The organism is Streptomyces sp. NBC_00988, from assembly GCF_045162645.1.
Taxonomy (GTDB): Bacteria; Actinomycetota; Actinomycetes; order Streptomycetales; family Streptomycetaceae; genus Streptomyces.
In genome coordinates this window covers 8,504,081-8,517,300 of record NZ_CP108730.1, presented here as the reverse complement: position 1 = coordinate 8,517,300, position 13,220 = coordinate 8,504,081, and the positions used below count along the sequence as shown (strand labels likewise).

Annotated in this window: 16 protein-coding genes; 1 reads left to right on the top strand and 15 read right to left on the bottom strand. The window is 69.4% G+C overall.

Translation table 11 applies throughout. From position 1 onward, the window contains the following. From OG496_RS39240 to proS, 14 genes are all read right to left on the bottom strand, one after another. Complete coding sequence (locus tag OG496_RS39240; protein ID WP_405974224.1) at positions 1-363, bottom strand: YraN family protein; 363 nt, start codon at positions 361-363, stop codon at positions 1-3. A 128-nt stretch (positions 364-491) separates the two neighbouring features. Then, positions 492-800 carry a DUF2469 domain-containing protein gene (locus tag OG496_RS39235; RefSeq protein WP_003965949.1) on the bottom strand — a complete coding sequence of 103 codons (309 nt, stop codon included), beginning with the start codon at positions 798-800 and terminating at the stop codon, positions 492-494. 56 nt (positions 801-856) lie between these two features. Next, entirely contained in the window at positions 857-1,396 is a 540-nt protein-coding gene (locus OG496_RS39230) for an NUDIX hydrolase (RefSeq protein WP_366490203.1), read from the bottom strand. Then, a complete protein-coding gene (gene lepB / locus OG496_RS39225) occupies positions 1,386-2,165 on the bottom strand; it encodes a signal peptidase I (protein WP_405974223.1) in 780 nt (259 codons plus the stop codon). The genes OG496_RS39230 and lepB (OG496_RS39225) overlap by 11 nt, the downstream gene beginning before the upstream one ends. A 78-nt stretch (positions 2,166-2,243) precedes the next feature. Then, positions 2,244-3,218: a signal peptidase I gene (gene lepB / locus OG496_RS39220; protein ID WP_366490201.1), complete on the bottom strand. Its 975-nt coding sequence runs from the start codon at positions 3,216-3,218 to the stop codon at positions 2,244-2,246. Next, positions 3,106-4,227 carry a signal peptidase I gene (lepB, locus tag OG496_RS39215; protein ID WP_366490200.1) on the bottom strand — a complete coding sequence of 374 codons (1,122 nt, stop codon included), beginning with the start codon at positions 4,225-4,227 and terminating at the stop codon, positions 3,106-3,108. The genes lepB (OG496_RS39220) and lepB (OG496_RS39215) overlap by 113 nt, the downstream gene beginning before the upstream one ends. Continuing rightward, positions 4,220-4,936: a signal peptidase I gene (lepB, locus tag OG496_RS39210; RefSeq protein WP_405974222.1), complete on the bottom strand. Its 717-nt coding sequence runs from the start codon at positions 4,934-4,936 to the stop codon at positions 4,220-4,222. Before lepB (OG496_RS39210) ends, lepB (OG496_RS39215) begins: the two co-directional genes overlap by 8 nt. Positions 4,937-4,981: 45 nt before the next feature. After that, entirely contained in the window at positions 4,982-5,332 is a 351-nt protein-coding gene (gene rplS / locus OG496_RS39205; RefSeq protein ID WP_019058701.1) for a 50S ribosomal protein L19, read from the bottom strand. 133 nt (positions 5,333-5,465) lie between these two features. Continuing rightward, a complete protein-coding gene (gene trmD, locus OG496_RS39200) occupies positions 5,466-6,299 on the bottom strand; it encodes a tRNA (guanosine(37)-N1)-methyltransferase TrmD (RefSeq protein ID WP_405974221.1) in 834 nt (277 codons plus the stop codon). Next, positions 6,296-6,871, bottom strand: coding sequence for a ribosome maturation factor RimM (rimM, locus tag OG496_RS39195; RefSeq protein ID WP_366490197.1), 576 nt, complete (start codon positions 6,869-6,871; stop codon positions 6,296-6,298). The genes trmD and rimM overlap by 4 nt, the downstream gene beginning before the upstream one ends. A gap of 82 nt (positions 6,872-6,953) precedes the next feature. Further along, the gene (locus tag OG496_RS39190; protein ID WP_005479813.1) at positions 6,954-7,193 is read right to left on the bottom strand and encodes an RNA-binding protein; all 240 of its coding nucleotides are present in this window, start codon (positions 7,191-7,193) and stop codon (positions 6,954-6,956) included. A 2-nt stretch (positions 7,194-7,195) separates the two neighbouring features. Then, complete coding sequence (gene rpsP / locus OG496_RS39185; RefSeq protein ID WP_363096802.1) at positions 7,196-7,615, bottom strand: 30S ribosomal protein S16; 420 nt, start codon at positions 7,613-7,615, stop codon at positions 7,196-7,198. A 288-nt stretch (positions 7,616-7,903) separates the two neighbouring features. Further along, positions 7,904-8,500: a hypothetical protein gene (locus OG496_RS39180; protein ID WP_405974220.1), complete on the bottom strand. Its 597-nt coding sequence runs from the start codon at positions 8,498-8,500 to the stop codon at positions 7,904-7,906. A gap of 260 nt (positions 8,501-8,760) precedes the next feature. Continuing rightward, entirely contained in the window at positions 8,761-10,176 is a 1,416-nt protein-coding gene (gene proS / locus OG496_RS39175) for a proline--tRNA ligase (protein WP_405974219.1), read from the bottom strand. Positions 10,177-10,374: 198 nt separating this feature from the next. Here proS and OG496_RS39170 point away from each other — a divergent pair, with 198 nt between their 5' ends. Beyond that, the gene (locus OG496_RS39170; RefSeq protein ID WP_405974218.1) at positions 10,375-11,232 is read left to right on the top strand and encodes an SAM-dependent methyltransferase; all 858 of its coding nucleotides are present in this window, start codon (positions 10,375-10,377) and stop codon (positions 11,230-11,232) included. 33 nt (positions 11,233-11,265) lie between these two features. Here OG496_RS39170 and ftsH read toward each other — a convergent pair whose 3' ends face one another. Then, complete coding sequence (gene ftsH, locus OG496_RS39165) at positions 11,266-13,203, bottom strand: ATP-dependent zinc metalloprotease FtsH (RefSeq protein ID WP_399387538.1); 1,938 nt, start codon at positions 13,201-13,203, stop codon at positions 11,266-11,268. Between the last annotated feature and the right edge of the window lie 17 nt (positions 13,204-13,220).

Sequence of the window (13,220 nt, the reverse complement as noted above, 5' to 3'; positions counted from 1 at the left end):
TCAGGCCACCCCCCGAGCGTGCTCGACCACGGCTGCGCCGCGCCGGGACAGGACGACGCCCACCAGGTCGATGCGGACCCCTCCCGGCGGGGCTCCGCCGTGCGCGTGGATCCACCGCTCGGCGAGGCCGCGTAGGCGCTCCGCCTTCTTGGGCGTGACGGCGGCCATCGGGTGCTCGAAGGCACCGGCCCGCCGTGTCTTGACCTCGCAGACGACGAGGGCGTCCCCGTCCCGCGCCACGATGTCGATCTCGCCGGTCCTGCCACAGCGCCAGTTGCGCTCCAGGACCGTCATGCCGGCCGCGACCAGCCGTCGTGCGGCCACCGTCTCGCCGTACTTGCCGAGTGCACTGCGTGCGTTCATGTCGGCACCACCTCCGGCACCAACCGTCACGCGGAACGGTCCACCAAGTGGATCTTGGTGGACCGTTCAGTGATTGTGGAGAACTCCGTCACCCACACGGGTGAAACCCACCCCGCGGGTACCCACCGTCACCCGCCCGGCAGCTCCAGGTCGCTCTTGTTCAGCTCCTCGATGTTCACGTCCTTGAACGTGAGCACACGGACCTGTTTGACGAAACGAGCCGGTCGATACATGTCCCACACCCAGGCATCCGCCATGGACACCTCGAAGAACACCTCGCCCTGGACCGAGTGCACCTGCATCTCGTAGTCGTTGGTGAGGTAGAAGCGCCGTTCGGTCTCGATCACATATTTGAACAGACCGACGACATCTCGGTACTCCCGGTAGAGCTTCAGCTCCATCTCGGTCTCGTACTTTTCGAGGTCCTCGGCGCTCATGGCATGTTCCCCTTCACCCGTGCGATCCCACCATTGTGCGCCAGTCCCGTAAGCCCCTAGACGATTTCGGTGTCAAGGGTCACGGGCCCGGCCGGGGGACCTTCGTCGAGCAGCCTGCGGAGCAGCTCGGCGAGTCTGGTCGGATACACCGTCTCATGCGCCCGGTCCAGTTCCCGGTACGTCCACCAACGTGCTCCGGAGACGCTGCGGCGCTCCAGCTCGGTGAGGGCCGTGGCGCCGGGCACGCCCTCGGCCGTGGCGGACGTCCTGGCCAGGTAGTACCACTCGTCCTGGTCCCAGCGGCGGCCCGCGAACGGGAAGGAACAGGTCCGCGTCCACAGCACCGGTCCGAGTTCGACCTGGGTGATGCCGGTCTCCTCCGCGAGTTCCCGTAGGGCGGCCTCCTCATGGGTCTCGTCGCCCTCCAGGCCGCCGCCCGGTGTGAACCACCAGTCGTCGGCCGGATCGTCCGGCTCGTGGCCGTGGAGCAGCAGGATGCGGTCCTGCGGGTCGAGCAGGACGACCCGGGCGACCTTGCGCAGGCCGCCTTCGTACGAGTCGCCGTGCGCGCCCTCCTCGGTGGCCTCAGCGGGCACCGGCGGGCTCCGTCCGGGTGCGGGCGCGGCGGCCGGCCGCCAGCTTGGCGATCGGGCCGTAGGCGCCGCCGCCGAGGACGAGGACCGCGCCCGCCACGATGACGGCGAGGATCGTGCCCAGCGGGCCGGGGTGGGAGAGGCTGCCGAGCGGCTCGAAGCCGGTGGGGCGCTCCAGCATGCCCTTCATGGGCCAGACGACGGCGTCCACGCGGGCGCTCACGGCGCTGCTCGCGACGGTGCCGGCGGCGACGTCCGTGAGGTGGGCGCTGGAGTCCAGGGAGCCCTGCCGTTCGTCGCCGAGGAGGAACAGGCGGCCCTTGGGGACCTTCACCGTCGGGATCGTCTTGTCCTCGGCCGCGCCGCCCTTGAGGTAGTCCTCGGCGATCTGCTTGCCGTTGACGACCAGCTTGCCGTTCGTGCAGCAGGAGACGGTGTCCCCGCCGACGGCGACCACACGCTTGACCACCGGCGCGTTCGTCACCCAGGTCTTGTCCGTGAAGACCACGACGTCGCCGCGGTGCACCTCGTCGCCGTCGACCCGCTGGGCCAGCACCCGGTCGCCCGCGTCGATCGTCGGCGTCATCGAACTGGTCGGCACCGTGTACGGCCGGTAGACCACCGCTCCCCAGCCGAATCCGCCGAGGAACAGCACAAGGCCCAGCGCGACGGCCAGTCCGGACAACCGCTGTCCGGTCCGGCTGCCCACCGGGCCCTTGCCTGTGCCACCGCCGGTACGCGGGGCCGTACGTGTTGCGCTCTCGCCACCCATGGGTCCGCACCCTACCCGGCGGTACCGAGGGTGGTCAGCCCTTCCTCCGGGACCAAGGTCACAAGCTCTACAAGGCCTTTACTCGTCCTTGCCCGACCGCTTGCGACGCCACAGGACCAACGGCAGGACACCGACGAGGGCGAGGCCCTCCGGAGCGGCCGTCAGGAGGCGGGAGGCCGAGGCCTGGGTGTTGATGCCCGTCTGGTCGAAGGTGTCCGGGATCGGCAGCGTGCCCCAGCGGTTGATGGGCCAGGCCTTGACGATCGCGCGGCCGACGACCTCCTTCACCGGGACCATGCCGTGGTGCTTGTCGGACTGGTTGTAGCGCGAGTCCCGCGAGTTCTGCCGGTGGTCGCCCATCACCCAGATGTCACCCTTGGGGACCTTGACGGTGAACTGGCCGCCCTGGTCGTCGTTGGTGCACGGGGTGTTGCCGGGGTAGACGTACGGCTCGTTCAGCGCCTTGCCGTTGACCATCAGCGGGCCGGTGCCGCTGCAGGAGACGGTGTCGCCACCGACGCCGATGACCCGCTTGATGAGGTCCTTCTCCTGCGCGGACGGCATCAGGCCGATCCAACTGAGCACGGTCTGCAGGGCGTTGGGGTCCGCCGCCGGCTCGCCCGCCAGCCAGTCGTCCGGGTCGTGGAAGACGACGACCTCGCCGCGCTCCGGCTTGGAGCCGAACCACGGGGTGAGCTTGTCGACCAGGACGCGGTCACCCTGCTGGAGGGTGTTCTGCATCGAGTCGGAGGGGATCGAGAACGCCTGCACCAGGAAGGTCTTGATCAGCAGCGCGAGGACGAGCGCGATGACGACCAGGATCGGCAGCTCCTTCCAGAAGGAGCGCGGCTTCCTCGGCTGCGGGGCCGAGTCGCCCGGCCCCTGCTCCTCGGTGCGGGTCGCGTCGCCCGGCGCCGTACCGTCCTCGTCCGGGCCGGAGTCACTCCCTGAGGTCACGGCGCTGTCCGCGGCCGGGGCGGGCGCTCCCACGGGACGTCCGTGGTGCTCCTCGCCGTCGTGTCCGGACCGTGCGCCAACCGCCACATCCCCCACGCCAACTCCTTACTCTGTGCCGCCGCCTGCCCCATCCTCGACGCAGGCCCACCACTCCCATAACGAGCGGGAGTTCCGCAGGGCTCGGGAGTTGGACCGATCCGTTCGGATCGACCGGGGCAACCCTATGCGACAGTTCGGGACCGGCGGTCGTCCCCGACACGGAGTTGGAAACCGATGCGAAGGTTTTAGGTTCGTTCAGGCTGGTCCAGTGGCCCATGGGCCAGGCGATCACCTTCGCCCGCCCCACCACCGAACTGAGCGCGACCGTGCCTCCGTAGCTCGTGTTCTGGTGTGCGCGGGAGTCCGCCGAGTTGCCCCGGTGGTCGCCCATCACCCACAGCCGCCCCTTGGGGACGGTGATGTCGAACGCCGTTTCGGACGGTGCGTTCCCGGGATACAGGTAGTCGGCCTCGGTCAGGGGGACGCCGTTGACGGTCACCCGCCCCTGTGCGTCACAGCACTTGACGTGGTCGCCGCCGACGCCGATGACGCGCTTGATGAGGTCCTTCTCGTTGTCGGACGGCAGCAGGCCGATGAACTGGAGGCCTTCCTTGACCTGCTTGACCACGATCGGGTCGTTCTTCTTGGTGGTCTGCTCGTCCGCGAGCCAGCCGCCCGGGTCGTGGAAGACGACGACGTCGCCGCGCTTGGGCTCGGAGCCGAACCAGGGGGTGAACTTGTCGACCAGGACACGGTCGCCGATGCGGATCGTCTGCTCCATGGAGCCCGACGGAATCACGAACGCCTGGAGGAGGAAGGTCTTCAGGACGAGGGCTATGAGGACCGCGACACCGACCAGGAGGGGTATCTCCCGGACCGCGGAGCGCCGTCGGCGCCGCTTGACCTTGCGCTGGAGCTTGCGCCGCTCGGCCCGGCTGCGGCCGGCACCCCCGGCCGGGGCCGGCGCGCCCGCGCCCGCGCGCCGGAAGCCCGTCGGCAGCAGGTTCTCGTTCCCGAAGGAGCCGCCCGGCGGCGTCGCGCCGCGCGGCCTGCCGCGGTTACCCATGGACGCCGTCCCCGGCGGGTACGCGCGCGTAGGCGCCGGGTCGGACGAGGTGGGTCCAGTGCCCGGCGGGCCAGACGATCCAGTCGGCTCGCCCGATGACGTCACCAACAGGAATCATGCCTCCGCCCGGGTCGCCCAGGTGGTCCCGGGAGTCACTTGAGTCGCCGCGGTGGTCACCGAGGACGAACAGCGTGCCGTCGGGCACGACCACGTCGAAAGCCACGGTGGACGGAGCGTCCCCGGGGTACAGGAACGCCGTCTCGTCGACCGACCGCCCGTTCACCTGGAGCCTCCCCTTCTCGTCGCAGCAGACCACGCGGTCTCCCCCCACACCCACAACGCGCTTGATGTAGTCGGCGTCCCCGAAATAGCCGGTTCCATCGAACACGACGATGTCGCCGCGCCGCGGATGAGCACCGAAACGGTACGCCAACTTATTTACGAGAACGCGGTCGCCGATCCTCAATCCGGATTCCATGGATCCGCTGGGAATTTGGAAAGGCTGCAGCAAGAAGGTGTTGAGCAGCAGCAGGAACACCAGACAGACCAGGGCAGTCAGGGTGATCCGGCCGCCGGGCAGCCATTCGGCGACCCGCGACACCAACGCGAAACGCGACCGGTCCTCCGGCCCTCCGGTGTCCGAGGTGTGCTCGGAGTCGGAAGGGCGGGAGGAGCGGTCGCGCTCCGTGTGCTGTGCTTCGGTGTCCATCGGAGCCAGATGTTATCCGGCCCCGATATGAACCCCGTATCAAGCTCAGTTGTCGCGCTTCTCCTTGATCTTCGCGGCCTTGCCGCGCAGGTCACGGAGGTAGTACAGCTTCGCGCGACGGACGTCACCACGGGTCACGAGCTCGATCTTCTCGACGATCGGGGTGTGCACCGGGAAGGTGCGCTCGACGCCGACGGAGAACGAGACCTTGCGGACCGTGAAGGTCTCGCGGACACCGGCGCCCTGGCGACGGATGACTACGCCCTTGAACTGCTGCACACGGGAGCGGTTGCCCTCGATGACGCGGACGTGGACGTTGACGGTGTCACCCGGGCGGAAGGCCGGGATGTCGGTGCGCAGCGAGGCGCCGTCGACGATGTCGAGCAGGTGGGACATTTCGTCTGCTTTCTTCATCGATGCCACAGGTCACCGACGGGAGTTAGGTGAGGTGAAGGATGCTGTCCGTGTCGGGGCGGGCGTCATGTCCCCCTGTGGCAGGGGCGCACGCCGGACGACGCACAACAGCCACCTATTCTTCCACGCCGTCCGGCCTGCGCCAAAATCGGCCGTACGGCTCCCCCGCCGGGTCCGGTGACCAGCCCAGGATCGAGAGCATCTCGCGGTCCTTCTTGTCGAAGGTTTTGGGCTCGCAGCGCTCGATCAGGTCCGGGCGGTGGGCGGCCGTGCGCTTGAGCGCCTCGTCGCGCCGCCAGCGGGCGATCTTGCCATGGTGGCCGCTGAGCAGCACGTCCGGGATCCCCTGGCCACGCCACTGGGGCGGCTTGGTGTAGATCGGCCCCTCCAGGAGGTTGGCCATGGCGCCGGGCGCGAAGGAGTCGTCGCGGTGGGACTCGGCGTTGCCCAGGACACCCGGCAGCAGCCGTGCCACGGCCTCCGTGACGACCAGGACGGCCGCCTCGCCGCCGGCGAGCACGTAGTCGCCGATGGACACCTCGTAGACGGGCACCCGCGTCGCGTACTCGTCGATCACCCGCCGGTCGATGCCCTCGTAGCGGGCGGGCGTGAAGACCAGCCAGGGCCGCTCGGAGAGTTCCACGGCGAGTTCCTGGGTGAAAGGCCGGCCGCTGGGCGTGGGCACGACGATCGCCGGCGCACCGGAGCCCGTCTCGTAGCCGTCGGCCAGGACGGAGTCCAGGGCGTCGCCCCAGGGCTCGGTCTTCATGACCATGCCGGGGCCGCCGCCGTAGGGGGTGTCGTCGACCGTGTTGTGGCGGTCGTACGTCCAGGAGCGCAGATCATGCACGTGCACATTCAGCTGCCCACGCGCGCGTGCCTTGCCGACGAGGGAGACGTTCAGCGGTTCGAGGTACTCGGGGAAGATCGTAACGACGTCGAGCCTCATGCGTCGGCGTCCTCGGAAGAAGCGTCCTCTGAAGGGTCTTCTTTGGAGGACACGACCTCGGCCCGGTCGTCGATCAGCCCGGGCGGCGGGTCGATGACCGCGCGCTGCTCCTCCAGGTCGATCTCGACGACGATCGACTCGACGAACGGGATCATCACCTCACTGCCGTCGGGACGCTCCACGATGAAGAGGTCCTGGGAGGGCAGGTGCGAGATCTCGGTGATCCGGCCGACCTCCTCGCCGTCCTTGGTGACGACGTCGAGGTCCATCAGCTGGTGGTCGTAGTACTCGTCCTCCTCCTCGGGCAGCTCCTCGGGATCGATCTCGGCGATCAGGAGGGTGTTGCGCAGGGCCTCGGCGCCGGTGCGGTCGCTGACGCCCTCGAAGCGGAGGATGAGGCGGCCGCTGTGGACGCGGCCCGTCTCGATGGTCAGGGGGCCGGTGGAGGCGGGTTCGGTGGCCAGGACGGCGCCGGGCGCGAGCCTGAGCTCCGGCTCGTCGGTGCGTACCTCGACGGTGACCTCGCCCTTGATGCCGTGGGCACGGCCGATACGAGCGACTACCAGCTGCACTGTGCTTGATCTCCTGTAGTACGACGACGGGCCGGGGACGGCCCGCAGGCCCTCCCCGGCCCGAGCCGGTGTGCGATAAACGTCAGCGGACGTGGTCCACGTCGACAAGGTCGACGCGGACACCTCGGCCGCCGATGGCACCCACGACGGTGCGCAGAGCGCGAGCGGTGCGGCCGTTGCGACCGATCACCTTGCCGAGGTCGTCGGGGTGCACCCGGACCTCCAGCACGCGCCCACGACGCAGGTCGCGCGAGGCGACCTGCACATCGTCAGGGTTGTCGACGATGCCCTTCACGAGGTGCTCAAGAGCCTCCTCGAGCATGCTCAGGCCTCGGTCGACTCGGACTCGGCCGCAGCCTCGTCCTTCTTCTCAGCCTTCTTCTTCTGGGTGATCGCCTCACCCTTGCTCGCGTCGTCGCCACCGAGGGCGTCGAACACCGGACGCGCGGCCTTCGGCGCGGCCACGAGCAGCGGAGCCGGGGCCGGCAGGCCCTTGAACTTCTGCCAGTCGCCGGTGAGCTTCAGGATGGCGAGCACGGGCTCGGTCGGCTGCGCGCCGACACTCAGCCAGTACTGCGCGCGGTCGGTGTCGACCTCGATGCGCGAGGGGTTCTGCACCGGGTGGTACAGGCCGATCTCCTCGATGGCCCGGCCATCACGGCGGGTACGGGAGTCGGCGACGACGATGCGGTAGTGAGGCGAACGGATCTTGCCCAGACGCTTCAGCTTGATCTTGACTGCCACGGGAGTGGGTTCTCCTGGTTTTGACGTGATTGGGCACGGCGAGACGGCCGCGTGGGGTTGCGGTACCCGAGTGCCCGATGGACGCGTCAGCCGGAGGCGAGAGGGTTCCTGTGCGGCTGTCGAGTACAGCTAGCCATTGTGCCACACCCCGGCGGTCCGCCCGACCGGGGAGCATGCCCCCGCATGCCCCCGCCCATGCGGAAGGCACACCCGGCGCCGGGAGGTGACCGGCGCGGGTGTGCGCAACCCGCGGCCTGCGGGATGCGGCTGCCACGAGCAGCCGCGTCCTCAGGCCGCGCCCATGACCTCCGGGATGCGGAAGGGCTTGCCGCAGCCCCCGCACACGATCGGCGCCTGGGCCAGCACCGACGGGACGACCCGTACGTTACGACCGCAGTCGCACACCGCCTTGACGCGGACGCCGCCACCGGACGAGCCGTGACGGGCGGCCGGGCCGCGGAAGGTACGGGAGGTGTCCGCCGAGGTGGCGACGGTGTGGGCCTTGAGCGCGCGCTGGAGGCGCTCGATCGTCGGCCGGTAGCGCCGCTTCGCCTCGGGGTTGAGCTGGACCAGCGAGAAACCGCTGCTGGGATGCGGTTCGTCGGGGTGGTCCAGGCCCAGCTCCTCGGCGATCGCCAGGAATCTGCGGTTGTGGTAGCGGCCGGCGCGGGACGTGTCACGCACGCCGCGCGAAGCGGCGATGCCATGGACTGCCTCATGCAGCAGTCGCTCGAAGGAGAGCTCGTGTCCGCAGGCGGACGACGACTCTCCGATCAGGGACTCGGGCGCGGCCAGATCGGGCAGTTCGGGGTGGTACCGCTGAATATCGGCCCACGCCTCTGCCAGCTCTGCGGCGAGAACAGGTGGTGTCTGTGTCGTGCTCACGTAATGACAACGAGCCGGAGTGCCCCTGTGTTCCGATTCCGGGGCATCCCAAATAATTTGCACGTACCCGTCAGTTGCCGCTGATGCGTCCGGAGGAGGGCGGGTGCGCTGATCTGCGGAGAAGCCTCACAGCTCAGCACAAGGTGGTGCGTAGGCCCACGTACGACCCGGCGCGTAGACGGTGTCCGCGCGCCGGGTGAGCTGATGTCCGCCGTTGCGCAAGGGGCGTTTCGGTCGCTCTCCCGCCGGAGCCCGCCGCTTCAGTAAGCGCGGGCGACGACCGCGACGTTACCGGGCGTCTTGTCGTCGTCCGGCACCGACCCGTCCTCGGCGACCAGACACCGTACGGTCACCGCGTGCTCGGCCAGCTCGGCCTCGCCTTCTTCGCCGAGCGTGGCCCACGGGATGCGCGCCCAGCCGCCGGCGGTGGCGGCCTCGACCGCCTCCGCGATCGTCGACACCTCGGAGGTACGGGACTCGCGCCGCTCGCGGGACTGCCTCAGCAGCAGCGCCTGATCCTCCTCCAGGACTACGGGAAGCAGCTCTACGAGGGAGTCGATCGCCACCGGCACCTTGCCTCCGGGGATGCGGCGGGCCAGCATCGCCGTGCCGTTCTCCAGGTCACGGGGTCCGACCTCGATCCGTACGGGCACGCCCTTCAGCTCCCAGTCGACGGCCCGGCGTCCGAAGGGGATGTCCGTGCGGTCGTCGACGCGGACGCGCACGCCCGCCGCCTTCAGCCGGGCCCCGATCTCGCGGACCTTGGCCAGAACCGCCTCGTCGCCCTTGATCGCGAGGACGACCACCTGGATGTGTGCCAGCCGCGGCGGCACCCGGAGTCCGTCGTCGTCGCCGTGCATCATCACCAGGGCGCCGATCATGCGCGTGGTGGAGCCCCAGGAGGTCTGCCAGACAAGCTCCTGCTTGCCTTCCTTGGACAGGTACTGGGTGTTGAAGGCCTTGGCGAAGTTCTGGCCCAGCTCGTGACTGGTCGCCATCTGCAGCGCCTTGCCGTCGCCCATCATCCCTTCCAGGGTGAGGGTGTTGATCGCGCCCGCGAACCGCTCCTTGACCGTCTTGCGTCCCGGTACGACGTCCATCGCGAGGACGTTGACCATGAAGTCCTCGTACACCTGGCGGTGGATGTGCGCGGCGAAGTCGCGCGCCTCCTCGTAGGTCGCGTGCGCCGTGTGGCCCTCCTGCCAGAGGAACTCGCTCGTGCGCAGGAAGAGGCGGGGGCGCAGTTCCCAACGGACCACGTTCGCCCACTGGTTGATCAGCAGCGGCAGGTCGCGGTAGCTCTGCACCCACTTCGAGAAGTACTCGTTGATGATCATCTCGGAGGTGGGCCGAACGACCGCTGGCTCCTCCAGCTCCTTGCCGCCGCCGTGCGTGACCACGGCCAACTCGGGCGCGAAGCCCTCGACATGGTCCGCCTCACGGGCGAGGTAGGACTGCGGGATCAGCAGCGGGAAGTACGCGTTCTCGGTGCCCGTCTCCTTGATGCGGGCGTCCATCTCGGCCTGCATCCGCTCCCAGATGCCGTACCCGTACGGTCGGATGACCATGGAGCCGCGCACCGGGCCGTTGTCGGCCAGCTCGGCCTTGCTGATCAGATCCTGGTACCAGCGGGGGAAATCTTCCGCCCGCGGCGTGAGTACGGGTGCCTTTGCCATGGCGCGATGGTACGGGCCCACGTTGCCGTCATGTGAATTCTCGCCACTCCCACAGGCAAGCCACAAGCCGGGGCCCACAACCCCTGGACGCCGTAGCGCGTGCGGAGTTTGCTGGCATACGGGGGAAGTGCGGGCGCACATCACGGGGGCCTCGGAAACGGGCACGGCCACAACTCTCGGCGGATTGGGGCGCTTTCCATGACACCTACGCTCGTGCGGCAGTACCTGCCTCACGCGGGGCCAGCGCCCCGCGTGGACCTGGGTGCACGCGCGCGTGACTGGTCCGAGATCCAGGAGCGGATGCTGGTGCCGCTCTACGAAGCGGTCTACGAGCGACTGGAAGTGGGATCCGGCACCCGGCTGCTCGGCCTCGGCTGCGGTTCCGGGCTCGCCCTGCTGATGGCGGCCTCCAGAGGCGCGACGGTCACCGGTGTCGAGCGCTTCTCCCCCGAACGCCTGGCCCTCGCCCGCGAGCGGCTGCTGCCGGCCGCCTGGTCCCCACGCGCACGTGCGCACACCCGGCTCGTCTACGGCTCCCCCAGGGACGCGGCCGGCGCGGAGACGCCCGCGGTCACCCTGGTGACCGCCTTCGAGCCCATCGGGTGTCTCGCGGGCGACTCGGAGGGACTCGGCGACGCGCTCGCCGCCGCGACACCGCTCGCCGCGCGCGGGACACCCGTGGTGCTGGCGGGCTGGGGTCCGTCGGAGCGCTGCGCGACCGCGTCCGTGCTGCGGGTGGCCACCAGGCTGGCGGATCCGCTGCGGGGCACGGGCAGCCCGCGCCCGGTGCTGCGCGACGACCTGGAGGAGGTCGCCCACCGCGCGGGCCTCAGGCCGGACGGCTCGGGGAGGGTGGCCTGCCCCTTCGGGTACGCCGACGTCGAGAGTGCCGTACGGGGGCTGCTGTCGACGGGGCTCTTCGACGCGGCGATCGTCGCGACGGACCAGGCGCAGGTCGACAAGGAATTGGCGGAGGCGTTGCATCCGTATCGTCGGCAGGACGGGACGGTGTGGATGCCGAACGTGTTCCGGTATCTGATCGCACGTACGACCTGAGGATGACTCATCGCGCGTACGGCCAGAGGATGACTACGGCTCTTCCTTGAAGAGGCGCGTGACGCCCGCGATCCGGTACGCGTCCGTCTCCTCCAGGGTCTCGTTCTCCAGGAGGGCCGCCGCGAGCGCGTCCAACTGGTCGCGGTGGTCGCCGAGTTTACGGATGGCCTCGTCGTAGCACTCGTCGACGATGCGGCGCATCTCGTCGTCGATCACGTCCAGGGTCTGCGGCGCCGCGGCGAGGCCGTAGGCCTGCTGGGCGTCGCTGGGGAGGGCCGAGAGGCGGCCGACGCGCTCGCTCATGCCCCAGCGGGCGACCATCCCGCGCGCGATGTTGGTGACCTGTTCGAGGTCGTTCTCGGCACCGGTGGTGATCACGCCGTAGACGACCTGTTCCGCGGCCATGCCGCCGAGGGCGCCGATGATGCGGCCGCGCAGGTACTCCTCGGTGTACGCGTACTTGTCCGCGTCCGGCGTCGAGAGCGTGACGCCGAGGGCTCGCCCGCGCGGGACGATGGTGATCTTGCGGACGGGGTCGGCGCCGGGCTGGAGCATGCCGAGGAGGGCGTGGCCGCTCTCGTGGTAGGCGGTGCGGCGGCGTTCCTCCTCGGGCATCACCAGCGGGCGTTCCGCGCCCAGTTGGACCTTCTCCAGGGCTTCCGAGAGGTCGGACTGGGTGACCTGGTCCTGCTTGCGCTTGACCGCAAGGAGGGCCGCTTCGTTGGCGAGGTTGGCCAGTTCGGCACCGGTCATGCCCGGGGTCGTCCGGGCGACCTGGGCGAGGTTCACGTCCTTCGCGAGCGGGATCTGGCGGGTGTGGATCTCCAGGATCGCCTCGCGGCCACCCCGGTCGGGCGGCGAGACCATGACCACCCGGTCGAAGCGGCCGGGGCGGGTGAGCGCCGGGTCCAGGACGTCGGCGCGGTTGGTGGCCGCGATGACGATGACACCCTCGGAGCCGGAGAAGCCGTCCATCTCGGTGAGGATCTGGTTCAGGGTCTGCTCGCGCTCGTCGTGACCGCCCATGCCGCTGCCGCCGCCGCGGGCCCGGCCGATGGTGTCGATCTCGTCGATGAAGATGATCGAGGGGGCCACCTTGCGGGCCTCCGCGAACAGTTCACGCACGCGTGAGGCACCGACACCGACGATCATCTCGATGAACTCGGAGGCCGAGGCCGAGAAGAACGGCACCCCCGCCTCCCCCGCGACCGCCCGCGCGAGCAGCGTCTTGCCGGTGCCGGGCGGGCCCGCGAGCAGCACGCCCCGGGGCATCTTGGCGCCCATCTTGCGGTACTCGTCGGGGTTCTTGAGGAAGTCGACGACGTCGTTCAGCTCGCCCTCGACCTCGTCGATGCCGGCGACGTCCTCGAACGTCGTGCGCTGCTTGCCCGGCTCCAGCTCGACCGGCTTGGGCGGGGCCTTGCGGCCGAGCATGCCGCCCGCGCCGCCGAGCCCCGAGCTCATCCGCCGCGCGATGAAGAGCCACAGGACGACCAGGAGCAGCATCGGGGCCAGCGAGATCAGCAGATTGGCCAGAAAACTACGGTGTTGTACGACCGGTTCCGCCGTGACGGTGACGTTGTGCTTGGTCAGGTCCTCCCAGAGCTGGTCGTCCGCGAAGGTCGGCCGCTCGGTGTCGAACTTGGTGTACTTGCCGTCGCCGTCCGGGTTCTTCTGCTCCTTCTTGAGCTGGCCCTGGATCGCGTTGCCCTTGGCGTAGATCTTGGTGACGTTGCCCGCGTCGACCTGCTTGCTGAACTCCGTGTACGAGATCGTCGGCTCGTCGCCCTCGTTGAAGAACGACAGGATGAGGTTCGCGACCAGGTACACGACCAGCGCGGTGAGGATCAGGCTCCACCAGCCGCCGCGCATCTTCTTCCCACCCGGCGACGGCTTCGGGGGCTCGTCCGGAGTGCCCTCGGTACGCCAGGGCTGGTCGGGAGACTTGCGCGGCGGCGCGGGGTTGGTCATATCGGCAAGTTACGACA

Bases quoted from the DNA above. Each gene is read 5' to 3' on its own strand.
- lepB (WP_405974223.1), bottom strand. From the start codon at position 2,165: ATGGGTGGCGAGAGCGCAACACGTACGGCCCCGCGTACCGGCGGTGGC.
- OG496_RS39170 (WP_405974218.1), top strand. From the start codon at position 10,375: ATGACACCTACGCTCGTGCGGCAGTACCTGCCTCACGCGGGGCCAGCG.
- lepB (WP_405974222.1), bottom strand. From the start codon at position 4,936: ATGGACACCGAAGCACAGCACACGGAGCGCGACCGCTCCTCCCGCCCT.
- rplS (WP_019058701.1), bottom strand. From the start codon at position 5,332: ATGTCCCACCTGCTCGACATCGTCGACGGCGCCTCGCTGCGCACCGAC.
- lepB (WP_366490200.1), bottom strand. From the start codon at position 4,227: ATGGGTAACCGCGGCAGGCCGCGCGGCGCGACGCCGCCGGGCGGCTCC.
- ftsH (WP_399387538.1), bottom strand. From the start codon at position 13,203: ATGACCAACCCCGCGCCGCCGCGCAAGTCTCCCGACCAGCCCTGGCGT.
- proS (WP_405974219.1), bottom strand. From the start codon at position 10,176: ATGGCAAAGGCACCCGTACTCACGCCGCGGGCGGAAGATTTCCCCCGC.
- OG496_RS39235 (WP_003965949.1), bottom strand. From the start codon at position 800: ATGAGCGCCGAGGACCTCGAAAAGTACGAGACCGAGATGGAGCTGAAG.
- OG496_RS39190 (WP_005479813.1), bottom strand. From the start codon at position 7,193: ATGCTCGAGGAGGCTCTTGAGCACCTCGTGAAGGGCATCGTCGACAAC.
- OG496_RS39240 (WP_405974224.1), bottom strand. From the start codon at position 363: ATGAACGCACGCAGTGCACTCGGCAAGTACGGCGAGACGGTGGCCGCA.
- trmD (WP_405974221.1), bottom strand. From the start codon at position 6,299: ATGAGGCTCGACGTCGTTACGATCTTCCCCGAGTACCTCGAACCGCTG.